The following is a 22,465-nucleotide window of genomic DNA, read 5'->3' as shown; positions in this document are numbered from 1 at the left end:
GGGCAGCCGACGTGAGCCGGAGCATGGATCTGCGCCGCCGGATGAGTTCGTCTCGTTTCCGGTCCGGTTTGTTTGTCACAATCTGCGCACTCGGCGTGCAGACGGTCTCCGCCGCCCATGCCGCCTGCCCGCTCGAGCTCGCCGTCTATGGCGATCCTGAAAACGCCGCCGAGATCGATTTCAGGCCGACCGGCGAGTCGGCCGCCGTCACCAACAGCTTCAAGATGGTGCTCGACAAGGGCGTCGTGCTCGACGGCATCGTCATGTGGACGGAGGGCGTGGCGCGGCCGCATGGCTCGCTGATGTACAAATGCCCGGCCGGCGACGTCACCGGCGACGAACTCGCCGCCTGCACTGTGTGGGAGGGCGTCATCTACACTGCCGACGACCAGGGCAATATCGCGTTGCTGCCGGGCGAAGGAAAGGATGCGCCGAAGAAGCTGATCCTGCCCGATCTGGGAGCGTCGCTGCAGATGTCGGCGGCCTATGGCGCCAACGGCTTTTCCAAGGTGCCCTGGGACGTCTTTGCCCTGAAGGGATGTCAGGAATGAGCGCGAGCGGAAAAATCCTGCTGGTGACCGGCGGCAGCCGCGGCATCGGCGCCGCTACATGCAGGCTTGCCGCCAAGGCCGGCTATCGCATTGCGGTCAATTACGCGTCGAATGCAAAAGCCGCCGAAGCGGTGGTCGCCGACGTCGATGCCGCTGGCGGAGAAGCCTTCGCCGTCAAGGCCGATGTCGGCAGCGAGACGGACGTATTGGCCATGTTCGAGGCTGTCGATGGCCGTTTCGGTCGACTCGACGCGCTCGTCAACAATGCCGGCGTGGTCGACCAGAGCGCGCGCGTCGACGAGCTTAGCGCTGCAAGGCTGGAGCGCATGATGCGCATCAATGTGATCGCGCCGATGCTTTGCGCCCGCGAGGCGGTGAAGCGGATGTCGACCAGGCATGGCGGCAAGGGTGGCGCCATCGTCAATGTTTCTTCGATCGCGGCAAGGCTTGGCGGGCCGGGTCAATATGTCGACTACGCCGCCTCGAAGGGCGCGGTCGATTCCTTCACCATCGGGCTTGCCCGCGAAGTGGCCGGTGAAGGCATTCGTGTCAACGCGGTCAGCCCGGGCATCATCGACACCGAAATTCATGCCTCCGGCGGGCAGCCGGATCGCGTCGAGAGAATGCGCAAGGTGGTGCCCATGCAGCGCGTCGGCACCGCCGAGGAGGTCGCAGCCGCAATTCTCTGGCTGCTGTCGGACGAGGCGTCCTACACAACAGGCGCCAATCTGGAAATCGGCGGCGGCCGCTAAAGCAAAAGGGACAGTATCATGGCCTATGACGTCGTTATCATCGGATCGGGACCAGGCGGCTACGTCTGCGCCATCAAGGCGGCGCAGCTCGGTCTGAAGACGGCGGTAGTCGAAAAGAACCCGACCTTCGGCGGTACCTGCCTCAACATCGGCTGCATCCCGTCAAAGGCGCTGCTGCATGCGTCCGAGATATTTGCCGAGGCCGGCCATTCCTTCGAGGCGCTCGGCGTCGAGATCGGCGCGCCCAAGCTCAATCTTGGGAAGATGATGGCACACAAGGATGCGACGGTGACGGCCAATGTCAATGGCGTCGCCTTCCTGTTCAAGAAGAACAAGATCGACAGTTTTCGTGGCACCGGCAAGGTGGTTGCGGCCGGCAAGGTGTCGGTGACCTCCGATGACGGCAAGGTCGAGGAGATCGACACCAAGAACATCGTCATCGCCACAGGCTCCGACGTCGCCGGCATTCCCGGCGTCGAGGTCGATTTCGATGAGAAGGTGATCGTCTCGTCGACCGGCGCGCTGTCGCTGGACAAGGTGCCGGGCCATCTGGTGGTGGTCGGCGGTGGTGTCATCGGTCTGGAGCTCGGCTCGGTCTGGGCGCGGCTCGGCGCCAAAGTCACCGTGGTCGAGTTCCTCGACACCATCCTGGGCGGCATGGATGGCGAGGTCTCCAAGCAGTTCCAGCGCCTGCTGTCGAAGCAGGGCTTTGAGTTCAGGCTGGGCGCCAAGGTGACTGGCGTCGCCAAGGCCAAGAAGGGGGCGACGGTTACCTTCGAGCCGGTCAAGGGCGGAGCAGCCGAGACGATCGAGGCGGACGCGGTGCTGATTGCGACGGGACGACGGGCCTATTCGGACGCTCTCGGGCTGAAGGAGACCGGCGTCGACGTCGATGAGCGCGGCCGGGTCAAGACCGACGGCCATCTCAGGACCAACGTGCATGGCATCTATGCCATCGGCGATGTCATCGCCGGGCCGATGCTTGCACACAAGGCTGAGGACGAGGGCGTGGCGGTGGCCGAAACCATCGCCGGCCAGGCCGGTCATGTGAACTATGACGTGATTCCGAGCGTCGTCTACACCACGCCGGAAATCGCCTCGATCGGCAAGACCGAAGAAGAATTGAAAAAGGCCGGCGTCGACTACAAGGCCGGAAAATTCCCGTTCAGCGCCAATGGCCGCGCGCGCGCCATGCTGCACACCGACGGCTTTGTGAAAATCCTGGCCGACAAGGCCAGCGACCGTGTGCTCGGCGTCCACATCGTCGGCTTCGGCGCCGGCGAGATGATCCATGAGGCGGCCGTGCTGATGGAATTTGGCGGCTCGTCGGAAGACCTAGCCCGCACCTGTCACGCCCATCCGACGATGTCGGAAGCGGTAAAGGAGGCGGCATTGGCGACGTTCTTCAAGCCGATCCATATCTGAGCGGTTGAATCGCAGGCGACGGTGGCGATTGGCGAAAGCGGGGCTGACAGCCAATCTCCCCCCAAGTGCGGGAGATGTCCGGCAGGACAGAGAGGGGCGCGAAGGATCACCACAGACGGCCTCCATTCTGAACCACAGATGGATTCCAGGGTCTCCGCGATGTCGCTTCGCTCCTGCTCCGCGCTGGATGACGAAGATGAAGTTAACCCATGGCTAATCGCAGCTCAGAGCATCGACGGCTGCTCCCCAAAAAAACGGCCCGCCTTTCAGCGGACCGTTCATATATTAAATCAGCAGTCTGATCACTGAGCCGGGGCCGGTGCTGGTGCGGGAGCCGGAGCCGGGGCTGGCGCAGGGGCCGGAGCGGGTGCAGGTTCTGCCGGAGCGGGAGCCGGAGCGGGTGTCGCCGGAGCTGGCGCAGGAGCCGGTTCGGCTGGCTTCATCGGCTCGGCAGGTGCTGGGGCCGGAGCCGGTGTGCTGGCTGCGGGCGGTTCGGCAGGCGCAGGTGCCTCGCTACGTCTTCCAAAAACATAATAGGCGACAATTGCCAGGATAACGACGACCAGTGCAATCAGCCAGCCGCTGCCGCCGCCGCGTGGCCGTGCGGTACCCGGTGAGGTGAATGGGTCGTTCGGATTGGGTGTGTTCGCCATAAAAGTGTCCTCCGTGGATGAAAAACATCAAGTAATAGCCATCAACGTACAATCGTTGAATCGGTTTCACATTAGGCGTTGAAAACGCCGAAAACAGGGCAATTCTGATCCGGAATCGCTCGCAAGCATGCATTTCCACCGCAAAATGGGTTCGATCGAGCCAAACCGAACCTTTTTCGGTTTCTTGGCACGAAGCGCGGCTGGTCCGCCGTCGCGCCACGCGTAAGGGCTGATCCCGCCTCGGCAATGATTCGGTGTGCAACTCCGCCGTGTCGTTCAGTTGACGGCGGTCACCGTATAGCCGGTCTTGCGGAAACCCTCGACCAAGCCTTGCGCTCCGGGAAGGTGCATGGCGCCGACCGCCATGAAGACATTGCCGTGGGCGAGGATCGGCGCTGCACGATCGACCATCACCTTGTTGCGGCTGGTGATCATGGTCTGCTCGAATTCGGCGTAACCCGATTGGTCGTCGACTTGTTCGGGGATGACGGCCCGAAACAGCGGTACATACATGCCAGTGTCGCCACGCCGGTAAAGCACGATCATGGTTTCGTTGACATCGTTCACCTTGTCGCCAAGCTTCAGCGTATCGACCAGCCCCTTCAGGTGAAAGGCGATCGGCAGCGAAGCCATGGCGCGCAGCTGGTCGGCGATTGTCTCCAGGCCCTCGACCGATTTGCCCGAAGCCTCGGCGTCCTTGGCAAGCTTGACGTCGAGCACCGGCGCACCGCCAGCCTGGCGGGCGACTTCGCATGCAGGTAGCGCCACCATCGCCGACAGCAACCAGGGTTTCATCTTGGCGACGGTCGCTGGCGGGATGCCACGCGCATCGAGCGCCTTGTTGACCACCGCCGCATCCTCCGGCGACAGCAGCGACGAAAGCGTCGTCTTGTCGGTGAACATCATCAGATCCGGCTCTTTCAGCAGTGCGGCCATCATCTTCTGCTTGTCGAGCACTTCGGTGGTCTCGATGATGACGGTGCCAGCCGCATCGAATGCCTTCTGCGCGGCGGGTGGCAGCGTGGTGACGCGCGGGTCGGTAACGTGCATGGTGCCGAACAGGAAGGACGGTTTTTCGCCCGATTTTTCGAGCTTCCACAGCAGGCCCTTGCCGTTCGGCGTCGCTGCCGCGTCTGCCTCGATCTTGCGGTAGGCAGCCGGGTCGTCCTTTTGCAGCGCGCTCAGCATATCGCTACCGGCGCAGGCCGAAGTCTCGGCGCGTGCCTTGCCCGCGGCGAGCAGCGCGACGATGAGGAAAGAGAGGAAAAACAGGGCGTTGAGCGCGACGAGCAGCTTCAGCGACATATGGGTCGCGCGGTCGGCGATGGCGATGAGGCGTTTCATGCTGCGGTTCTAGGCGCAAAAAGCGGCAAAACGGTTAACCGGCGCATCAAAATTGTTGCGAGATGCCCACCGACACATGCATCGATCACGTACGAGGATGAGCTGCTTCGTAAATCTCGAGCAGCCTGGCGGTGTCGACGCCGGTGTATATCTGGGTTGTCGACAGGCTGGCGTGGCCGAGCAACTCCTGGATGGTGCGCAGGTCGCCGCCCCGCCCTAGCAGATGCGTGGCGAAGGAATGGCGCAGCGCATGCGGCGTCGCCGTGTCGGGCAGGTTGAGCGCCGAGCGCAGCTTGGCCATGTCGCGCTGGACGATTGCCGGGTTGAGTGGGCCGCCGCGGGCACCGCGAAACAGCAGGCCCTTGGGATCGAGATGCCAGGGACACAAGCGGCGGTATTCGGCAATCGCCCGCAGCGCCACCGGCAGCACCGGCACCAGCCGGGTCTTGCCACCCTTGCCGGTGACGCGCAGCACGGTATCACCAGGTGAGGAAAGATCGGCGCCCGACAGGCCGAGCGCCTCGGAGATCCGCAAGCCGGACCCATAGAGCAGGGTCAGCACGGCGGCGTTGCGCGCGGCAATCCACGGCTCCTCCGCCAGTTGGCCTTCCACCGAGACGACGTGTTTTGCATCGCTTGCGGTCAGCGGCTTGGGCAGCGATTTCGGCTGCCGCGGCGCGCGCAAGGCTGTCGCACCTGCCGCATTGGCGAGGCCGCGCCGTTCCAGGAAACGCAGCAGCGAACGGATGCCGGCCAGCCCGCGCCCGAGCGTGCGGGCGCCGGCGCCCTCGGCACGGCGGGCAGCGAGAAAGCCGCGCAAATCGGCGGGGCGCAGATCGGCGATGTCGGAAATGCCGGGCGAGCCGCCGCAATGGCCGGTCAGGAAATGCAGGAACTGGCGCGTGTCGCGCTCATAGGCCTCGACGGTTTCGGGCGATAGCCGGCGTTCGCGCGCCAGCATCTTCAGCCAGGCCTCGCGCGCCGCCTGCAGGTCGGGTTTTGCCGGTATGAGGAATTCCTGCATTGCACTCTTCCAGTTCCCGCCATCTTCCGGCACGCGGGTTAGGAAGCGGTGAAGAGCAGCGTCATTGAAATGACGACGGGCTGGGGTTAGAGCAAGGCAAAGGATTTTCCGCAGATGATCAAGCCGCAAAACCCCGTCCAGATGGCCGTGATCGGTGCCGCGCATGGCATCAAGGGCGAATTGCGCGTCAAGAGCTTTACCGGCGACCCGCTGGCGCTGGCCGATTACGGTCCGCTCTACGCCAGGGATGGCCGCGCCTTCCAGATCGTCGACATCAGGCCCGCCAACACCGTGGTGGTGGTGCGGTTCAAAGGCGTCAACGACCGCAATGCCGCCGAGGCGCTGGCCGGCACCGAATTGTTCGTAGATCGTTCGGTGTTGCCCGATGAGGGCGAAGAGGATGAATTCTACCATGCCGACCTCGTCGGACTGGAGGTCAAGGACGACACCGGTGCGGTCGTCGGCAAGGTCGTCGCCGTGCACAATTTCGGCGGCGGCGACATTCTCGACGTGACGCTGGCGGGGCGCAAAGGGGTGCTCATCCCGTTCACGCAGGCCGCCGTTCCGGAAGTGTCGATCGCCGGCGGCTTTGTCCGCGTTGATCCAGCCGCCGCAGGGTTGGTCGAGGACGAGGACGGCGAGCCTCTCGCTGACGACGGTTTCGACCCCAAGGGTAGGCCGCGCGGGCCGAGGGACGCCGGAGGCAACCGGTGAGTTTTTCGGCTTCGGTGCTGACGCTCTATCCCGACATGTTTCCCGGCGCGCTCGGCCTGTCGCTAGCCGGCCGCGCGCTGGAGACCGGCATTTGGTCGCTCGAAACAGTCCAGATCCGCGACTTTGCCAGCGATCGCCACCGGACCGTCGATGACACGCCGGCCGGCGGCGGCGCCGGCATGGTGATGCGGGCAGACGTGCTGGCCAGCGCCATCGACCACGCCTCGCCGGCAGGCGATCCACGTCCGCGCCTGCTGATGAGCCCGCGCGGCAAGCCGCTGAACCAGGCACGCGTGCGCGAACTCGCCGCTGGGCCGGGTGCGGTGATCGTCTGCGGCCGCTTCGAAGGCGTCGACCAGCGGGTCATCGAGGCGCGCGGCCTCGAAGAAGTTTCGATCGGCGACTTCATCCTGTCCGGCGGCGAGCCGGCGGCACTCGTGCTGCTCGACGCCGTGGTGCGCCTGCTGCCCGGCGTCATGGGCAATGCGGTATCGGGCGAGGAAGAGAGCTTTGAAAACGGCCTGCTCGAACATCCGCATTATACGCGGCCGCAGGAGTTCGAGGGCCGGCCGATTCCCGAAGTGCTGATTTCGGGCAATCACAGGAAGATCGCGGCGTGGCGGCGGGCCGAAGCGGAGAGGCTGACGAAGGAGCGACGGCCGGATCTGCTGGAGCCTGATCCATCCCAATAAAATCGGGATGAATCAGACTCCATCTTGCTGTTTGACCATGATCTTTTCCGAAAACCGGATCCCACTTTTCGGGATCATGGTCGAGCCGCTCAGCCCTTATCGAAATAGTAGAAAGCCAGGAACAGGCCGACGGCGATGACGAAGCCGCGCACCGCGTTCTGCGGCACGCGCCTGGCGATCCAGACGCCGGCATAGCCGCCCAGCGCGCCACCCGGGATCATGATGATCGCCTGCAGCCAGGCAATGACGCCGCCCGAGACGAAGACGAGGATGGCAACCGCAGCGATGACCACGGCCAGCATGTTCTTCAGTGCGTTCAGCCGGTGATAGTCGCCGGACTGGGTGAGACCGAGCGTCGCCAGCATCATGACGCCCATGCCGGCGCCGAAGAAGCCGCCATAGACGGCGGTGGCGAACTGCGCCAGCGACCCGACCAGCGAACCTACCGCGGCCTCATGCTCCGGCTTGGGCGCCGGCTTCAGCCATGGCCCGGCAGCGAACAGTGCGGTTGCCGCCAGCAGCAGCCACGGCACCAAGGCGCGGAACGACGGGTTGTCGAGCCCTAGAAGGATAAGCGCGCCAGACAGCGCACCGAGAGCCGAAATGAGGCTGAGCAGCAGTGCGCCGCGCCAGAAATGCTTGATGTCGTGCCAATAGGCGAGCGTCGAGGTGATGTAGCCAGGAAATTGCGTCACCGACGATGTCGCATTGGCGACGATCGGCGGCAGGCCGGCCAGTGTCATGGCGCCAAAGGTTATGAACGTGCCGCCGCCGGCAACGGCGTTGACCGCGCCTGATAGAAAGCCGGCGAGAAAGAGCAGGACCGCGTCCAAGATTGGCATGAGGGGTGTCGTCGCTGGAGGAAAATGCCTGTCTTCCGGCTTAGAAAGCTTGACGCGCGGGCGCAACCCCCTAGACCACAAGCGATCACGGGATTGCCACAGCGGGCGCCAGCCCAAAAAGCAGCGCAAAAAAGAAACGGCCCAAAAAAGAAACGGCGAAGACGTGACAAAGCGCCGAAATAGCTGTATGTGCGCGCCGAACCGGAAGAAAAATCTGCCAAGAGCGATCTTCTGGCCCGTCAACAATGACGGTGTAGTCGCCCCTGCCCGATGTTCTCGAACAGACGTTCTCGAACGAAGGGCATAGCCGAGCGGTCGATGCGACTGCAAGGCGAGTGTCGGACGCTCTGACTGTCGGAAGAACAAGAAGTGGATCTATGAGATGGACATCCTCCGTCAGCTTGAGGCCGAGCAGGCCGCCAAGATCGAAGCCAAGCGCAAGCTCCCCGAATTCCAGCCCGGCGATACCGTGCGCGTCCAGGTCCGCGTGACCGAAGGCACCCGCACCCGCGTGCAGGCCTATGAGGGCGTCGTCATCGCCCGCGCCGGCGCCGGCTTCCAGGAAAACTTCACCGTCCGCAAGATCTCCTACGGCGAAGGCGTGGAGCGTGTGTTCCCGGTCTATTCGCCGATGGTCGAGGGCGTCGAGATCGTGCGCCGCGGCAAGGTGCGTCGCGCCAAGCTGTACTATTTGCGTGACCGTCGCGGCAAGTCGGCCCGCATTTCGGAAAACACCGGTGTGCGCGCCCGCAAGCTAAACGACGAAGAGCGCGATGCGCTGAACGCCGAGAAGGCGCGCATCGAGGCCGAGAAAGTGGCCGCCGCCCAGGCGCTGGCCGCCGAGAAGGCCGCGCAGGACGCCGCCGAGAAGAAGGCCGCCGACGAGGCCGCCAAGGCCGCGGAAGCAACTGCCGCCGAATAAGGCGTCTTCAAAACTCATGGTTTTGGAAAGGCGGCTTCGGCCGCCTTTTTATTTCGCGAGGTGGATTCGATTTTGCCGGTCCGCAATCGATACGGATCGTTCTGTAATTGCCGCCGTTGAAAGCATTGGAATTCATTTTCGTGCCGAGCGCCGCATCGGAGCGGCTTGCAAGGCGCCTGCGGAAAGCTAAAGTCGGCGCCGGATTTCCTACATGCCTCGGTCGATCGAGGCGGTTCAGTTCCTGGGGAGCATAGTCATGATAAATTCGAAACTGCTGCTGGCCGGCCTGCTGGCTTGCCTTCTCGTGCCGGTCGCGGCTCTGGCGCAGGCGCTGCCCGACCTCGGCGGCAAGAAGGTGGTGGTGGTGACCGAAAACGCCTATCCGCCGCTGCAGTTCATCGATGCCAAGACCGGCAAGCAGATCGGTTGGGAATATGACGCGATGAACGAGATCGCCAAACGGCTGAATTTCAAGGTCGAGTACCAGAATACCTCTTGGGACGCGATGATCCAGGCGGTTTCCGACAATCAGTACAACATCGGCATGACCGGCATCACCATCAAGGACGACCGCAAGCAGAAGGTCGATTTCTCCGACCCGTATATGCGCTCGGAACAGTTCATGCTGGTGCGCGGCGACGAGAAGCGCTTCACCGATGCCAAGACGTTCGCCGCCTTCAAGGACGGGCTGATCGGCGCGCAGGCCGGCACCACGCCCTTCTACACCGCCGTCTACAGCGTGCTCGACGGCAACGAGCAGAACCCGCGCATCAAGCTGTTCGAGACATTCGGCGCGACGGTGCAGGCGCTGAAGGCCGGCGACGTCGACGTCGTGCTCACCGACGGCACTGCCGGCAAGGGCTATGTCGATGCGTCCAACGGCGGCCTTAAGCTGATCGGCGGCCCACTCGGCACCGAGGATTTCGGTTTCATCTTCCCCAAGGGCTCCGACCTGGTGAAGCCGGTCAACGCGGCAATCGCCGCGCTCAAGGCCGACGGTACGCTCGACGCGCTCAACAAGAAGTGGTTCCTCGACTACAAGATGGGGCAGTAGGCCCGCTTGTTGCGCGCATTTCATGACGATTGTGCGCGGGAACTCGCGCTGACTCTGCGCTCGTACACCCCCCTCTGGCCTGCCGGACATCTCCCCCTCAAGGGGGGAGATCGGATTTCGCATCGGCTTTCGCCAATTTTCAGTGTTGCAGAACGGGCCGCGAGGTCAAAGCTGCCGATCTCCCCCCTTGAGGGGGAGATGGCCGGCAGGCCAGAGGGGGGTGTGACAGAACGCTGCCTTCGTGACTCTGTTATCGGTACCGCTTGATGCCGTCGGCGCCTCTCGCCTCAGCCAAATCCGACTTCCCGTGGTGGCTTGCCGTGGCCGTGGCGATCGCCTTGGCCGCCGCCATCTTCATCGCTGCCAGCGACCTCTATGCCCAGGTCTTCGCAACCGTCGCCAAGGGCATCGGCGTCACCATCTTCGTCACGGTGGTCGCCTTCGCGCTGGCTTGCGCGATCGGCCTCGGCGTCGCGCTGATGGGCCTGTCGGGCTCACGCTGGCTCAGCCAGATCGGCCGCTTCTACGTCGAGATCATCCGCGGCGTGCCGATGCTGGTGCTGTTGTTCTGGATCGCCTTTGCCGGGGCGCCGGCCTTCGTCGCGGCATGGAACGCGCTGACGGCGCCGCTGCAAAGCGCCGGCCTCTTCGGTGAGCTGCTGGTACGCGACGTGTCGTTGCTTTGGCGCGCCGTCATGGCGCTGACCATCGGCTATTCCGCCTTCATCTCGGAGGTGTTCCGCGCCGGTATCCAGGCGGTCGAGAAGGGGCAGATCGAGGCGGCCAAGGCGCTCGGGCTGACGCGCACCCAGCTCTTCCGGCTGGTCATCTTTCCGCAGGCGATCCGCACCATCCTGCCGCCGCTCGGCAATGATTTCGTCGCCATGGTCAAGGATTCCTCGCTGGTCTCGGTGCTCGGCGTCGCCGACATCACCCAGATGGGCAAGATCTACGCCGCTGGCTCGTTCCGCTTCTTCGAAACCTATTCGATCGTCGCCTATATCTATCTCATCCTGACCGTTGGCCTATCGTTGGTCTTGCGGGCGCTGGAGAAGCGGCTCCGCCACCAGCATGGGGAATAGAAGGCAGGCGAAAACGGCGCTACCATCGATCGGACGCGACCGGGGAGGACCCATGATCATCGACAAGGCCAATGCGGCGCTGGAAGCGGTCTATACGGCCGACACGCCTGAGACGCTCGCCAAGGCCTATGCGCAATGGGCCGCGACCTATGACGGCGAAACCGCGGCGCTCGGCTATCTCCTGCCGTTCCTGATCACCGCCTGGGTGGCGCGCCATGTGCCGGCGGGCGAAGGGCCGCTGCTCGACGCCGGCTGCGGCACCGGCCTGTCGGGGCCATCCCTGAAGGCACTCGGCTACCACGATATTGCCGGGCTCGACCTGTCGCAGGACATGCTGAAAATCGCCGGCAGCCGGCAGGCCTACAGCGAGCTGAAACAGGCGATGCTCGGCGGGCCATTGCCTTGGGCGGACGGGTATTTCCGCGCCTTTTTCTCGACCGGCGTGTTCACCATCAGCCACGCACCGGCGTCGGGCCTGCATGAACTGGTACGCATCACCAGGACGGGCGGCCACGCCATCTTCACGGTCCGCGACCAGGTGTTTGAAAGCGGCGGGTTTCAAGCCGTGTTTGGCGAACTGGAGCAGGCGAAAAAATGGCGGCCGGTCGAGGAGAGCCCGTGGTTCCGCTGCTACGCAATCGCCGAGCCCGACGCGCTGGTGAAGACCTTCGTGTTCGAGGTGCTGTGAGCGAAGGCAGACGCGATTGCTGAAAAGCCAAAACATTGATATGAGCAGCGCCATGGAAGAGCTTTTTGGCGATCCGGCCTATAAAGGTTTCGTGCTGCAGGACAGGAAACGCCTGCCGTCGCGATTTTCCGCGCGCGTCTGCGGGGCGCTGACCAGCCGACTTAGCTAGGCCAGACTCGCCAGGCTGTTTCGCCGGTCCGACCGGCGTCGTTTTCCCTTTTTAAATCGACGGATTTACGCAAATGAGCGCACCCCGCACCCTCTACGACAAGATTTTCGACGACCATGTTGTCGACCGCCAGGACGACGGCACCTGCCTGCTCTATATCGACCGCCATCTGGTCCACGAAGTCACCAGCCCGCAAGCTTTCGAAGGCCTGCGCATAACCGGCCGCAAGGTTCGGCATCCGGAAAAGACGCTGGCCGTGGTCGACCACAATGTGTCGACCTCGCCCGAGCGCAAGTTCGGCATCAAGAACGAGGAAAGCCGCATCCAGGTCGAGGCGCTGGCCAAGAACGCCAAGGATTTCGGCATCGAATATTATTCCGAGAAGGATATCCGCCAGGGCATCGTCCACATCATCGGTCCCGAGCAAGGCTTTACGCTGCCGGGCATGACCATCGTCTGCGGCGACAGCCACACCTCGACGCATGGCGCGTTCGGGGCGCTGGCGCATGGCATCGGCACCTCGGAAGTCGAGCATGTGCTGGCGACGCAGACGCTGATCCAGCGCAAGGCCAAGAACATGCTGGTGCGCGTCGACGGCGCACTGCCGGAAGGCGTCACCGCCAAGGACATCATCCTCGCCATCATCGGCGAGATCGGCACGGCCGGCGGCACCGGCTATGTCATCGAATATGCCGGCGAGGCAATCCGTGCGCTGTCGATGGAAGGCCGCATGACGATCTGCAACATGTCGATCGAAGCCGGCGCCCGCGCCGGCCTGATCGCGCCCGACGAGACCACCTTCGCCTATGTCAAGGACAAGCCGCGCGCCCCCAAGGGCGAAGCCTGGGACGCCGCGCTCGCCTACTGGAAGACGCTGCAGTCCGACGAAGGCGCGCATTTCGACAAGGTGGTCGTGCTCGACGCGGCAAAGCTGCCGCCGATCGTCTCCTGGGGCTCCTCGCCCGAGGACGTGGTCTCGGTGCAAGGCATCGTGCCGAACCCGGACGACATCACTGATGAGAACAAGCGCACCTCCAAGCAGCGCGCACTCGACTATATGGGCCTGAAGCCGGGCACCAAGATCACCGATATCGAACTCGATCGCGTCTTCATCGGCTCCTGCACCAATGGCCGCATCGAGGATCTGCGCGCCGCCGCCAAGGTGATCGAGGGCAGACAAGTCAATCCGCGGGTCAGTGCGATGATCGTGCCGGGCTCCGGCCTGGTCAAGGAACAGGCAGAGGCCGAAGGCCTCGACAAGATCTTTGTCGCCGCCGGCTTTGACTGGCGTGAGCCGGGCTGCTCGATGTGCCTTGCCATGAACGACGACCGGCTGAAGCCGCATGAGCGCTGCGCCTCGACCTCGAATCGCAATTTCGAGGGGCGCCAAGGCTTCAAGGGCCGGACGCATCTGGTGTCGCCGGCAATGGCCGCGGCGGCGGCGATCGCCGGCCATTTCGTCGACATCCGCGAGTGGAAATAGGGCAGGCGCGCGCAGTCGGATATGAGGAGCCCGAGCCGCAATGCGGTTCGGGCATTCTTCAGTCGGGCCGCCTGACGAATTCATGGAATCCCTCACGGCGGCCGGGTTGGTCCTTTGCGACGACCAGCGCCAGTTGGCGCTCGTCGAAGAGTTTGAACCATTCGTCCCATTCGACCAGTTCATAGCCGCCGGCATTGACCGGGCGTTCGGCCTCATCCTGGTCCTGGTAGGCATGCTGGCCGAAGACCAGCCTCAGCATGGGCTGCGTTCCGGCTTCGGGCGACACGTCGACGATCGCCGGAAAGCCGGCGCGTGCCGCGGCCCATGAGCGAATTGCATCGTGATCGGTCAGCATGATCGTGTCGGCCATCGGAGCGTCTCCTGGTTGCCGTCGTGAAACGCCGCTCGCCGTTCGCGGTTCCGCCCAGCGGCTTTGTCGACGCACCTGTCGTATATTCGCTTTCGCTTAACCGCTTGTTTGGGCTTCCGCTCTAAGGTGCTCCAAGGGGAAGCGAGGGGAAATTACAGCGCTTGGACACCGGCCTGCTCATAGCGCTGCTCAATCCAGGCATCGCCCTCACACTCGGCGCGGCATTTCTCGTGCTGTGGTTCTATCAGCGCCACCGTCCCTATCTGGGCGTGCTGGCGGCGGGCTACTCGGCCTCGGCCGCAGGCTTCCTGCTCCAGTATTTCACGCTGCCGGTCGGCATGGCACCGACCAAGCTCATCTCGATCCTGTGCTTCACCTTCGCCACCTGCTGTCTCGCCGGCGCGGTCATTGCGCGCTATGGGCGGCGCGTGCCTTACCCGGCGGTCGGCATTCTGGCCTGCGGCGGCCTGGCCGCGTTCTCCTGGTTTCTTTTTGCCCGGCCGGATCTCACCTGGCGCATCCTTGCCATCAATTTCAGCTTCGGCGGCATCAGCCTGGTTGTCGCCGCCGAGTTGCGCGTGGTGCGCAACAACGGCCCGACAGAAATGATCCTGTTCGTGCTGTCGCTGCTTTCCGGCCTGAACTTCCTGGCGCGGACGCTTGCCGTCGTCATCGCGCATGGGCCGTTCACCAGCTATGAAGGGCTTTACTCCTCGTCCTATTGGACGACGGCGCTGCTGTCGCATGCATTGCTGTCGCTGCTTATTGCGCTTTGCCTGTTCGGCGCCGCCGCGCTCGATGTGATGAAGGCCCTGAAGACCGAAACCCTGACAGACCCGCTGTCGGGCCTGCTCAACCGCCGCGGCTTCGAGGAGCGCGCCATGCTTGTCCTGCAGCACTGTGCCACGGCGCAATTGCCGGTTGCTCTGGTGCTTGCCGATCTCGATCATTTCAAGGCGCTCAACGATCAGCATGGCCACGCGGCCGGCGATCGCGTCATCGCCGACTTCGCTGCCCAGCTTCTGTCGGCTGCAGGTACGCGCGGCGTTGCCGGCCGTATCGGCGGCGAAGAGTTCGCCGTGCTGTTGCCGCTCAGCGACCTTGGCGCGGCAAGACTGTTTGCCGAAGCCATTCGCACGGTCTATTCGGCGGGCAGAATCGACGGACTTCCGTCCGACACAAGAGTGACCGCGAGCTTCGGCGTGGCCGCCCGCACCAGCGACGAAGGGCTGGACCCGCTGATGCGCCGCGCCGACGAAGCGCTCTACAAAGCCAAAAGGAGTGGCCGCGACAGCGTATGCCTGTCCTATCAGCGGCCTGAAACGGTCGTCCTTCCCAATCGGACCAGTGCTGGCTGAGCGTCAGCGGCGGCTTCGAATTAACGTCTTTTTCGCGCGTTGGTGATTTGCTGTTCGGGGGGAGTGCCAAAACGCCATGGGCAGCGCTAATTTCATCCTGCTGATCAACCTGTTCGTTGCCGGGCTGCTGGCGGCGGCCTTCATGACGATCGCGGTCTATGACGCCGGCCGGGTGTCGGCACGCTGGCTGGCGTTCGGCTATGTACTCGGCACGGCTTATTTCGCGATCGAGTTCAGCATTCCTGCCTTCGACAATGCGCGCCCCGTGGTTGTCGCCGCCTTTGCCGCCTTCCTTGGCGCTACCGTCGCCTTCAATGGCGGGCTTGCCCATAAATACCGCGTTTCGCCGCCTTGGCCGCCGATGCTGTTCTTCCTGGTCTTCGCCACCCTCGCGGTCTACTTCGTGCAGGACCTGCCACGCCAATCCTTTGTGCGAATGGCGGCCTACCAGCTTCCCTATGCGGCCATGCAGTTCACCGGGCTGGCGATCGTCTTGTCGTCCAGGCAAAGACGCGAGCGGCTCGACTATATGCTGATGGCTGTCCTGGCGGCCAGCACCTTGCAGTTCGCCAGCAAACCCTTCATCGCCCATGCGCTTGGTGGCTGGGGCGCCAACCCGCAATCTTATGCGCAGACCAGCTATGCGTTGGTGTCGCAGTCGGTCGGCACCGTGTTCGGCCTGGCGCTTGCGCTGGTGACATTGGCTATCCTGGTCCGCGACGTGCTCGCCGAGGCGACGTCGAAATCGGAAACCGACACGCTTTCGCGGCTGCTCAACCGTGGCGGCTTCGAGCGCCATGCCGAGATCGCACTGCGTGACGCCATGCGGCGCGCCGTTCCAGCGGCACTGGTCATTGCCGATCTCGACCATTTCAAGCGCATCAACGATACTTACGGCCACGCGTCGGGCGATCGGGTCATCGAGACCTTTGCCGGTTTTCTCCGCGATGCCGCGGCCGACCATCAGGTCGCCGGCCGCATCGGCGGCGAGGAATTCGCTATTTTCCTGCCGGGGACCAATCTAGCCGCCGCCCGGCTCTTTGCCGAGGGCACGCGTAGCGCCTTCGGTGCCACGCCGATCGACTGCCTGCCCGCGGATCACCGCTGCAGCGCCAGCTTTGGCGTTGCCGAGCTTGGTCCGGGCGAAAGCTTTTCCGACCTGCTGCGGCGCGCCGACAAAGCGCTCTATCAGGCGAAGGGCAGCGGTCGCGATTGCGTGCGTGTCTCGGTGGGGCCGGCTGTTGCCCTGCCGGCGCCGTCAACCAAGGGCGGCGTGGCCGTCAGCGGCAGGGGCTGAGCTCCGGCATTTCGCCGTCGGAGAGGCCGTACATATAGCTGCGGCCCTTGACGAAAACCGGCGGCCTATAGCAGTCGCCGCCGCGGACATCGTCCGATTCGTTTTCGTAGATCACGTCGGGCTGGCCGGCGCTGGTGTAGTCGGACAATTCCTTGGCCAGCTTGCCCTCGCCAACGAGGATACGCTTGTAGCCGGCGGCGCTGTCGATGACGAGATTGCCGAAGGAATCGGCATAGACGCGGTCATGATGACGCGTCCCGGCGAATGCCGGTGCGACGACGCCGACGGCGAGCGCCGCCAATAGGAACCAGGGAAGGCGCGATCCTGCTGAATTCGAATGCATGGCGTGCTGCTCCATTGCTGAGAGGCAAGCCTCCTCGAATCAGAAATTAACCTTTTATTAACCTTTGTTAAGAGGGCAACCGCAGCAGGGGCGAGGTCTCGGAAAATATGATTAATACTCAATCGCCCACCGGCCATCATTCGGCCATGCCTTGTTTCCACCATCCCCAGCATCGGGCGCGACTCAAAAAGCATGAAATCCGGTGGCTTGCCGGAGCATCGCGGCGGGCTCGATACGCGGTGGGGAAAGCAGCAAATGAGATTACGCCGCACGTTTCGGATGGCGCTAGCCATTCCGCCGCTGCTGGCTGCAGCCGCCTGCGCGCCGCAGACCAGCGCGCCCAAGCTCGGCAACACGGCCGCCGCTTCCGTGTCGCTTGCTCCCGCGGCTAGTGAACCGACGGCACCGCAGCCGCGCACAGCTACTTACAACTGCGCCGACGGTAGCGTGATGACCATCGAGAATCTCGGCACGTCGGTGCGCGTCCTCGGCCAGAACGGCGCCAGCGCCGAGCTGCCGGCGTCACCGGCCAATCAGACCAGCCGTTACGGCGAGGCGCATGACGCAATCGTGATCGATGGGCGTGAGGCGCTGGTGATGAAGGGCGGTGCATCACCGCTGGCCTGCAAGCGCTGATCCGCCGCTTGCGCCAGCCATATTTTGCAGTGCGGCGACATTGTGCCGGCGCAAGGCGACAGCCCTAATCGATTGAAGCTGAAAGCCTCGCTTTCATCAGACTAAATTACGTTTTCGAAACGGTTTTCCGGCTTTGACGCGGTGCAAAAAGAGCATTAGAAACCGGCTGTCCGAAGTCGCAACCGGAAGCGGTAATGCCGCATTCCCACCTGAGGCTCCAGAGACGCCGAACTGGGGGAGCCATGAGCAAATCACCAGCCACCCGCGAATTTGCCAGACGTGAACGGCCGCTTTCGCCGCATCTGACCGTCTATCGGCCGCCGATCACCATGACGATGTCGATCATCCATCGTATCACCGGCGGGGCGCTCTATTTCGGCACGCTGCTGGTCGCGCTGTGGCTGATGGCGGCGGCGAGTTCGGAGGCGACCTTCAATGCCGTCAACTGGGCCTTCGGCTCGTGGCTGGGACGGCTGGTGCTGTTCGGCTACAGCTGGGCGCTGATGCACCACATGCTGGGCGGCGTGCGCCATCTTATCTGGGACACTGGGGCAGGGCTGGAAAAGCATACGGCATCGAGGATCGCCTGGGCGACGCTTGCCGGCTCGGTCACGTTGACGCTGCTGATCTGGATCGCCGGCTACATGGCGCGGGGAGCCTGACATGAACGGCAAGAACACCGACATGCGCACGCCGCTGGCCAAGGTCCGCGGCCTCGGTTCCGCCCGCGAGGGCACCGGCCATTTCTGGCGCCAGCGGCTGACGGCGATCTCCAACATCCCGCTGGTCCTGTTCTTCGTCGGCTTCCTGATCGCACTCAACGGCGCCAGCTATCTCGAGGTGCGCGCCGCACTTGCCAATCCGTTCGTTGCACTGGTGCTGGCGCTGGTGCTGTTGTCGGTGCTCTACCACATGCGGCTCGGCATGCAGGCGATCATCGAAGACTATGTGCATGGCGAAGGCACCAGGCTGGCGCTGCTCGCCCTCAACACATTCTTTCCCGTAGTCGTCGGCGTCGCTTCGGTCTTCGCCCTGCTTAAACTGGCATTTGGAGGCTGATTTTTTGGCCAAGGACGCGAAGAACGCCAACACGGCTTCCGCCTATAGCTATGTCGATCACAAATTCGACGTCGTGGTCGTCGGCGCCGGCGGCGCCGGCCTGCGCGCCGCGCTCGGGATGGCCGAACAGGGCCTGCGCACCGCCTGCATCACCAAAGTGTTCCCGACGCGCTCGCATACGGTTGCGGCGCAGGGCGGCATCGCCGCCTCGCTCGCCAATATGGGTCCCGACAACTGGCAGTGGCATCTCTTCGACACCGTCAAAGGCTCAGATTGGCTGGGCGACACCGACGCTCAAGAATACATGGTGCGCGAAGCGCCGGCGGCGGTCTACGAGCTCGAGCACTACGGCGTTCCCTTCAGCCGCACCGAGGACGGGAAAATCTACCAGCGGCCGTTCGGCGGCATGATGATGAATTTCGGCGAGGGGCCGCCGGTGCAGCGCACCTGTGCGGCCGCCGACCGCACCGGCCACGCCATGCTGCACACGCTCTACGGCCAGTCGCTGAAGCACAATGCGCAGTTCTTCATCGAGTATTTCGCGCTCGACCTGATCATGGAGCCGGACGGCACCTGCACCGGCGTCGTCGCCTGGAACCTCGACGACGGCACCATCCACCGCTTTTCGGCCAAGATGGTGGTGTTGGCGACCGGCGGCTATGGCCGCGCCTATTTCTCGGCCACCTCGGCGCATACCTGCACCGGCGATGGCGGCGGCATGGCCGCACGCGCAGGCCTGCCGCTGCAGGATATGGAGTTCGTGCAGTTCCACCCGACCGGCATATACGGCGCCGGCTGCCTGATCACCGAGGGCGCGCGCGGCGAGGGCGGCTATCTCGTCAATTCCGAGGGCGAGCGCTTCATGGAGCGCTACGCGCCGTCAGCCAAGGATCTGGCTTCGCGCGACGTGGTCTCGCGCTGCATGACGCTGGAAATCCGCGAGGGCCGCGGCGTCGGCCCGAAGAAGGATCACATTTTCCTGCATCTCGACCATCTCGACCCGGCCGTTCTGCACGAGAGGCTTCCGGGTATTTCGGAATCGGCAAAGATCTTTGCCGGCGTCGACCTGACCAAGGAGCCGATCCCGGTGCTGCCGACGGTCCACTACAATATGGGCGGCGTGCCGACCAATTACTGGGGCGAGGTGCTGAACCCGACGGCGTCGAATCCGGACCAGGTGTCGCCCGGGCTGATGGCGGTCGGCGAAGCCGGCTGCGCCTCGGTGCACGGTGCTAACCGGCTGGGCTCCAACTCGCTGATCGACCTGGTGGTGTTCGGCCGTGCGGCGGCAATCCGGGCCGGCCAGGTGATCGACCGCACATCGGCGATCCCTTCGCCCAACGAGGCCGCCGTCGAAAAGATCATGGACCGCTTCGACCGGCTGCGTCACGCCAACGGCTCGACGCCGACAGCGGTTTTGCGCGAAAAGATGCAGAAGGCGATGCAGGAGGACGCGGCGGTGTTCCGCACCCAGGAATCGCTGGAAAGCGGCTGCAGGCGCATTTCGCAGATCTGGGGTGAACTCGGCGACGTCAAGGTGTTTGACCGCTCGATGATCTGGAACTCCGACTTGGTCGAGACGCTGGAGCTGGAAAACCTGATGGCCAACGCCATCACCACCGTCTACGGCGCCGAGGCGCGCAAGGAAAGCCGCGGCGCGCACGCGCGGGAGGACTTTTCGGCCCGCGACGACGCCAACTGGCGCAAGCATACGCTGGCTCGGCTCAACGAGGCCGGCGAGGTGGCGCTCACCTACCGGCCGGTGCACACCGAAACGCTGCTTAAGGAAGCAGACGGCGGCATCAACCCGGCCAAGATCGCGCCGAAGGCCAGGGTGTATTGATCATGGCGCTGGCGGTTGCGGGATATTCCGGCACGCCCCTTCCGGCCAAGCTCGGCCTGAAGGACGGGATGATTGCCGCCTTCGTCGCCTTGCCGCCCGAACTCGACGATCTGGCAGACGCCGTCGAGTTTGCCCACGTCGACCGGCTGGCTGACTGGTCGGCGATCTCTGGCGTTCATGACAAATACGATGCCGTGCATGCTTTCACCCGGCAGCGTGTCGAGATCGAGGACCGTCTTGGCGACATCGAAGCAGCGATCAAGCGGGATGGCATGGTCTGGGTCTCTTGGCCGAAGAAGGCATCGAAAGTGCCGACCGACGTCACCGAGGACGTTATCCGCACAGAGGCGCTGAAGCTCGACCTCGTCGACGTCAAGGTCGCCGCCGTGAACGAGATCTGGTCCGGGCTGAAGCTCGTCATCCGAAAGGACCTGAGGTAATGGTCGAACTCACGCTTCCGAAAAACTCGAAGATCATGGCCGGAAAAACCTGGCCGAAGCCGGAGGGCGCGACCAATCTGCGAGAATACCGCATCTACCGCTGGTCGCCGGACGATGACGAGAACCCGCGCATGGATACGTATTTCGTCGACATGGACGATTGCGGGCCGATGGTGCTCGACGCGCTGCTCTGGATCAAGAACAAGATCGATCCGACGCTGACGCTGCGCCGCTCCTGCCGCGAGGGCATTTGCGGCTCCTGCGCCATGAACATCGACGGGTCGAACACGCTGGCCTGCACCAAGGGCTGCGACGACATTTCCGGCGCGATCAAGGTCTATCCGCTACCGCACATGGCTGTGGTCAAGGACCTGGTGCCCGACCTCACCAATTTCTACGCCCAGCACGCCTCGATCGAGCCGTGGCTGAAGACGGTGTCGCCCGAGCCGGCCAAGGAATGGCTGCAGAGCCATGAGGACCGCGAAAAGCTCGACGGGCTCTACGAGTGCATATTGTGCGCCTGCTGCTCGACCTCCTGCCCGAGCTACTGGTGGAACGGCGAGCGCTATCTCGGCCCGGCGACGCTGCTGCAGGCCTATCGCTGGCTGATCGATTCCAGGGACGAGGCGACGGGCGAGCGGCTCGACAATCTCGAAGACCCGTTCCGGCTCTATCGCTGCCACACCATTATGAACTGCGCCCAGACTTGCCCCAAAGGGCTCAACCCGGCCAAGGCGATCGCCGAGATCAAGAAGATGATGGTGGAGCGACGGGTTTAGGCGGCGGGCGGGTTGCAGCCGAGATCGTCTCGTCCGCAGCGATCCTTCGCGCTCCCCTCTGTCCTGCCGGACATCTCCCCCTCAAGGGGCCCTCAAGGGGGAGATTAGCAGCTTGGAGGACAGCGCCCTTTCTGCAGCCTTGAAAAGTGGCGAAGCGGTGATGACAGCCAATCTCCCCACTAGAGGGGGAGATGTCCGGCAGGACAGAGGGGGGCGCTGTCCCGCCGAGTTGGAAAGGATAGCAAACTTATGACCGATATCGACCTTCCCATCCTCTCTCCCATCGAAGCCCGCGTGCTCGGCTGCCTGATCGAGAAGAAGGAGCTGACGCCGGACGTCTATCCGCTGACGCTCAATGCAGCACATGCGGCGGCCAACCAGAAAACGGCGCGCGAGCCGGTGTTGTCGGTCGAGGTTGGCGAAGTCAGAAGGGCGCTTGGCCAGCTCGAGCAGAAGGGCCTCGTCAGGCAGGTGTTCGCGTCGCGCGTCGAGCGCTATGAGCATGTCGTGGCACAGCGCTTTTCCCTGACCTCGGCGCAGATCGCGCTGCTCGGCCTGTTGTTGCTGCGCGGCCCGCAGACGGCCTATGAATTGCTGGCGCGAAGCGAGCGCCTGGCGCGGTTGCCGTCGATCGAGGAGCTTCGCGGCAATCTCGATCTGCTGATCGGCCGCCGGCCACCGCTGGTGCAGCAGATCGACCGTGGTCCCGGCCAGCGCGAGGATCGCTATGTCCATCTGCTCAGCGGGCCGCCGCAGCTGCCGGCTGCCGCAGCGCCCCTGCAGTCGTCCTCGCCGGCGTCGGATCTGGAGACGCGCGTGCAGGCCCTCGAGGAAGAGGTCGCGGCATTGCGCGCCCGTCTCGACGCGCTGTCCGGGGATGGGCGATAAGGATTTTCGAGACGTCGGACGGCCCCTCAGGTAACGTGTTCGTTGCCTACTTTCGAT

The 22,465-nt window shown here is 63.8% G+C and carries 24 protein-coding genes; 19 read left to right on the top strand and 5 right to left on the bottom strand.

The window, feature by feature from the left end; genetic code table 11:
* Window positions 1-23 precede the first annotated feature (23 nt).
* Genes NKJ55_RS12530 through lpdA form a run of 3 tightly spaced genes read left to right on the top strand, consistent with a single transcriptional unit; the run spans window position 24 to window position 2,728 of the window.
* Window positions 24-551, top strand: coding sequence for a hypothetical protein (locus NKJ55_RS12530; RefSeq protein WP_352450169.1), 528 nt, complete (start codon window positions 24-26; stop codon window positions 549-551).
* Window positions 548-1,303: an SDR family oxidoreductase gene (locus NKJ55_RS12525; RefSeq protein WP_352450168.1), complete on the top strand. Its 756-nt coding sequence runs from the start codon at window positions 548-550 to the stop codon at window positions 1,301-1,303. Before NKJ55_RS12530 ends, NKJ55_RS12525 begins: the two co-directional genes overlap by 4 nt.
* A gap of 18 nt (window positions 1,304-1,321) precedes the next feature.
* A complete protein-coding gene (gene lpdA, locus NKJ55_RS12520; protein WP_352450167.1) occupies window positions 1,322-2,728 on the top strand; it encodes a dihydrolipoyl dehydrogenase in 1,407 nt (468 codons plus the stop codon).
* 929 nt (window positions 2,729-3,657) lie between these two features.
* On the opposite strand, the gene NKJ55_RS12515 is transcribed toward lpdA, so the two are convergent.
* Both NKJ55_RS12515 and NKJ55_RS12510 read right to left on the bottom strand, forming a co-directional pair.
* Entirely contained in the window at window positions 3,658-4,725 is a 1,068-nt protein-coding gene (locus NKJ55_RS12515; protein ID WP_023679785.1) for a TraB/GumN family protein, read from the bottom strand.
* A gap of 85 nt (window positions 4,726-4,810) precedes the next feature.
* Window positions 4,811-5,749: a tyrosine recombinase XerC gene (locus tag NKJ55_RS12510; RefSeq protein WP_352450166.1), complete on the bottom strand. Its 939-nt coding sequence runs from the start codon at window positions 5,747-5,749 to the stop codon at window positions 4,811-4,813.
* Between the two features lie 114 nt (window positions 5,750-5,863).
* Between NKJ55_RS12510 and rimM the strand changes: the two genes are divergently transcribed.
* Together rimM and trmD are read left to right on the top strand one after the other, a co-directional pair.
* Window positions 5,864-6,463: a ribosome maturation factor RimM gene (gene rimM / locus NKJ55_RS12505; RefSeq protein ID WP_352450165.1), complete on the top strand. Its 600-nt coding sequence runs from the start codon at window positions 5,864-5,866 to the stop codon at window positions 6,461-6,463.
* Complete coding sequence (gene trmD, locus NKJ55_RS12500; RefSeq protein WP_352450164.1) at window positions 6,460-7,155, top strand: tRNA (guanosine(37)-N1)-methyltransferase TrmD; 696 nt, start codon at window positions 6,460-6,462, stop codon at window positions 7,153-7,155. Before rimM ends, trmD begins: the two co-directional genes overlap by 4 nt.
* An 89-nt stretch (window positions 7,156-7,244) precedes the next feature.
* Here trmD and NKJ55_RS12495 read toward each other — a convergent pair whose 3' ends face one another.
* Window positions 7,245-7,997: a sulfite exporter TauE/SafE family protein gene (locus tag NKJ55_RS12495; RefSeq protein WP_023679781.1), complete on the bottom strand. Its 753-nt coding sequence runs from the start codon at window positions 7,995-7,997 to the stop codon at window positions 7,245-7,247.
* 382 nt (window positions 7,998-8,379) lie between these two features.
* Between NKJ55_RS12495 and rplS the strand changes: the two genes are divergently transcribed.
* From rplS to leuC, 5 genes are all read left to right on the top strand, one after another.
* The gene (gene rplS / locus NKJ55_RS12490) at window positions 8,380-8,919 is read left to right on the top strand and encodes a 50S ribosomal protein L19 (RefSeq protein ID WP_023679779.1); all 540 of its coding nucleotides are present in this window, start codon (window positions 8,380-8,382) and stop codon (window positions 8,917-8,919) included.
* Window positions 8,920-9,175: 256 nt separating this feature from the next.
* On the top strand, window positions 9,176-9,973 hold the full coding sequence (locus NKJ55_RS12485; protein ID WP_031212709.1) for a transporter substrate-binding domain-containing protein: 798 nt from the start codon (window positions 9,176-9,178) through the stop codon (window positions 9,971-9,973).
* A gap of 266 nt (window positions 9,974-10,239) precedes the next feature.
* A complete protein-coding gene (locus tag NKJ55_RS12480; protein WP_352450163.1) occupies window positions 10,240-11,055 on the top strand; it encodes an amino acid ABC transporter permease in 816 nt (271 codons plus the stop codon).
* Window positions 11,056-11,107: 52 nt separating this feature from the next.
* Window positions 11,108-11,743: a class I SAM-dependent DNA methyltransferase gene (locus NKJ55_RS12475; RefSeq protein ID WP_352450162.1), complete on the top strand. Its 636-nt coding sequence runs from the start codon at window positions 11,108-11,110 to the stop codon at window positions 11,741-11,743.
* A 242-nt stretch (window positions 11,744-11,985) separates the two neighbouring features.
* Window positions 11,986-13,395, top strand: a complete 1,410-nt coding sequence (gene leuC / locus NKJ55_RS12470; protein ID WP_352450161.1) for a 3-isopropylmalate dehydratase large subunit — start codon at window positions 11,986-11,988, stop codon at window positions 13,393-13,395.
* A 58-nt stretch (window positions 13,396-13,453) separates the two neighbouring features.
* On the opposite strand, the gene NKJ55_RS12465 is transcribed toward leuC, so the two are convergent.
* Window positions 13,454-13,765 (bottom strand): hypothetical protein, encoded by a 312-nt coding sequence (locus tag NKJ55_RS12465; RefSeq protein ID WP_023679773.1) that lies wholly within the window; start codon window positions 13,763-13,765, stop codon window positions 13,454-13,456.
* 161 nt (window positions 13,766-13,926) lie between these two features.
* Between NKJ55_RS12465 and NKJ55_RS12460 the strand changes: the two genes are divergently transcribed.
* A complete protein-coding gene (locus tag NKJ55_RS12460; protein ID WP_352450160.1) occupies window positions 13,927-15,123 on the top strand; it encodes a GGDEF domain-containing protein in 1,197 nt (398 codons plus the stop codon).
* A 76-nt stretch (window positions 15,124-15,199) separates the two neighbouring features.
* A complete protein-coding gene (locus NKJ55_RS12455; RefSeq protein WP_352450159.1) occupies window positions 15,200-16,420 on the top strand; it encodes a GGDEF domain-containing protein in 1,221 nt (406 codons plus the stop codon).
* Here NKJ55_RS12455 and NKJ55_RS12450 read toward each other — a convergent pair.
* Window positions 16,404-16,763 (bottom strand): hypothetical protein, encoded by a 360-nt coding sequence (locus NKJ55_RS12450; RefSeq protein WP_352450158.1) that lies wholly within the window; start codon window positions 16,761-16,763, stop codon window positions 16,404-16,406. The genes NKJ55_RS12455 and NKJ55_RS12450 overlap by 17 nt on opposite strands.
* Window positions 16,764-17,018: 255 nt before the next feature.
* Here NKJ55_RS12450 and NKJ55_RS12445 point away from each other — a divergent pair, with 255 nt between their 5' ends.
* The 7 genes from NKJ55_RS12445 (at window position 17,019) to NKJ55_RS12415 (ending at window position 22,408) form a co-directional block, all read left to right on the top strand.
* The gene (locus NKJ55_RS12445) at window positions 17,019-17,399 is read left to right on the top strand and encodes a hypothetical protein (RefSeq protein WP_352450157.1); all 381 of its coding nucleotides are present in this window, start codon (window positions 17,019-17,021) and stop codon (window positions 17,397-17,399) included.
* Window positions 17,400-17,641: 242 nt separating this feature from the next.
* A complete protein-coding gene (gene sdhC / locus NKJ55_RS12440) occupies window positions 17,642-18,061 on the top strand; it encodes a succinate dehydrogenase, cytochrome b556 subunit (RefSeq protein WP_352450156.1) in 420 nt (139 codons plus the stop codon).
* A gap of 1 nt (window position 18,062) precedes the next feature.
* The gene (sdhD, locus tag NKJ55_RS12435) at window positions 18,063-18,458 is read left to right on the top strand and encodes a succinate dehydrogenase, hydrophobic membrane anchor protein (protein WP_292663226.1); all 396 of its coding nucleotides are present in this window, start codon (window positions 18,063-18,065) and stop codon (window positions 18,456-18,458) included.
* Between the two features lie 4 nt (window positions 18,459-18,462).
* Window positions 18,463-20,301 (top strand): succinate dehydrogenase flavoprotein subunit, encoded by a 1,839-nt coding sequence (gene sdhA / locus NKJ55_RS12430; RefSeq protein WP_023679766.1) that lies wholly within the window; start codon window positions 18,463-18,465, stop codon window positions 20,299-20,301.
* 2 nt (window positions 20,302-20,303) lie between these two features.
* On the top strand, window positions 20,304-20,741 hold the full coding sequence (locus tag NKJ55_RS12425) for a DUF3052 family protein (RefSeq protein ID WP_352450155.1): 438 nt from the start codon (window positions 20,304-20,306) through the stop codon (window positions 20,739-20,741).
* Entirely contained in the window at window positions 20,741-21,520 is a 780-nt protein-coding gene (locus NKJ55_RS12420; RefSeq protein ID WP_292663232.1) for a succinate dehydrogenase iron-sulfur subunit, read from the top strand. Before NKJ55_RS12425 ends, NKJ55_RS12420 begins: the two co-directional genes overlap by 1 nt.
* Window positions 21,521-21,769: 249 nt before the next feature.
* Window positions 21,770-22,408 carry a YceH family protein gene (locus tag NKJ55_RS12415; protein WP_352450154.1) on the top strand — a complete coding sequence of 213 codons (639 nt, stop codon included), beginning with the start codon at window positions 21,770-21,772 and terminating at the stop codon, window positions 22,406-22,408.
* Window positions 22,409-22,465 lie beyond the last annotated feature (57 nt).

Origin of the sequence: Mesorhizobium sp. M0106 (genome assembly GCF_040322715.1) — a bacterium.
Taxonomy (GTDB): domain Bacteria; phylum Pseudomonadota; class Alphaproteobacteria; order Rhizobiales; family Rhizobiaceae; genus Mesorhizobium.
This window is presented reverse-complemented; position numbering and strand designations above follow the sequence as displayed.

What these genes read in the sequence shown, in the direction of transcription:
- NKJ55_RS12515 (WP_023679785.1), bottom strand. Translation starts at nt 4,725, where the DNA reads ATGAAACGCCTCATCGCCATCGCCGACCGCGCGACCCATATGTCGCTG.
- NKJ55_RS12465 (WP_023679773.1), bottom strand. Translation starts at nt 13,765, where the DNA reads ATGGCCGACACGATCATGCTGACCGATCACGATGCAATTCGCTCATGG.
- NKJ55_RS12485 (WP_031212709.1), top strand. Translation starts at nt 9,176, where the DNA reads ATGATAAATTCGAAACTGCTGCTGGCCGGCCTGCTGGCTTGCCTTCTC.
- NKJ55_RS12480 (WP_352450163.1), top strand. Translation starts at nt 10,240, where the DNA reads ATGCCGTCGGCGCCTCTCGCCTCAGCCAAATCCGACTTCCCGTGGTGG.
- NKJ55_RS12425 (WP_352450155.1), top strand. Translation starts at nt 20,304, where the DNA reads ATGGCGCTGGCGGTTGCGGGATATTCCGGCACGCCCCTTCCGGCCAAG.
- rimM (WP_352450165.1), top strand. Translation starts at nt 5,864, where the DNA reads ATGATCAAGCCGCAAAACCCCGTCCAGATGGCCGTGATCGGTGCCGCG.
- NKJ55_RS12530 (WP_352450169.1), top strand. Translation starts at nt 24, where the DNA reads ATGGATCTGCGCCGCCGGATGAGTTCGTCTCGTTTCCGGTCCGGTTTG.
- NKJ55_RS12495 (WP_023679781.1), bottom strand. Translation starts at nt 7,997, where the DNA reads ATGCCAATCTTGGACGCGGTCCTGCTCTTTCTCGCCGGCTTTCTATCA.
- NKJ55_RS12415 (WP_352450154.1), top strand. Translation starts at nt 21,770, where the DNA reads ATGACCGATATCGACCTTCCCATCCTCTCTCCCATCGAAGCCCGCGTG.
- NKJ55_RS12510 (WP_352450166.1), bottom strand. Translation starts at nt 5,749, where the DNA reads ATGCAGGAATTCCTCATACCGGCAAAACCCGACCTGCAGGCGGCGCGC.
- leuC (WP_352450161.1), top strand. Translation starts at nt 11,986, where the DNA reads ATGAGCGCACCCCGCACCCTCTACGACAAGATTTTCGACGACCATGTT.
- NKJ55_RS12450 (WP_352450158.1), bottom strand. Translation starts at nt 16,763, where the DNA reads ATGCATTCGAATTCAGCAGGATCGCGCCTTCCCTGGTTCCTATTGGCG.
- NKJ55_RS12525 (WP_352450168.1), top strand. Translation starts at nt 548, where the DNA reads ATGAGCGCGAGCGGAAAAATCCTGCTGGTGACCGGCGGCAGCCGCGGC.
- NKJ55_RS12455 (WP_352450159.1), top strand. Translation starts at nt 15,200, where the DNA reads ATGGGCAGCGCTAATTTCATCCTGCTGATCAACCTGTTCGTTGCCGGG.
- NKJ55_RS12475 (WP_352450162.1), top strand. Translation starts at nt 11,108, where the DNA reads ATGATCATCGACAAGGCCAATGCGGCGCTGGAAGCGGTCTATACGGCC.
- sdhD (WP_292663226.1), top strand. Translation starts at nt 18,063, where the DNA reads ATGAACGGCAAGAACACCGACATGCGCACGCCGCTGGCCAAGGTCCGC.
- sdhC (WP_352450156.1), top strand. Translation starts at nt 17,642, where the DNA reads ATGAGCAAATCACCAGCCACCCGCGAATTTGCCAGACGTGAACGGCCG.
- NKJ55_RS12445 (WP_352450157.1), top strand. Translation starts at nt 17,019, where the DNA reads ATGAGATTACGCCGCACGTTTCGGATGGCGCTAGCCATTCCGCCGCTG.
- NKJ55_RS12420 (WP_292663232.1), top strand. Translation starts at nt 20,741, where the DNA reads ATGGTCGAACTCACGCTTCCGAAAAACTCGAAGATCATGGCCGGAAAA.
- rplS (WP_023679779.1), top strand. Translation starts at nt 8,380, where the DNA reads ATGGACATCCTCCGTCAGCTTGAGGCCGAGCAGGCCGCCAAGATCGAA.
- lpdA (WP_352450167.1), top strand. Translation starts at nt 1,322, where the DNA reads ATGGCCTATGACGTCGTTATCATCGGATCGGGACCAGGCGGCTACGTC.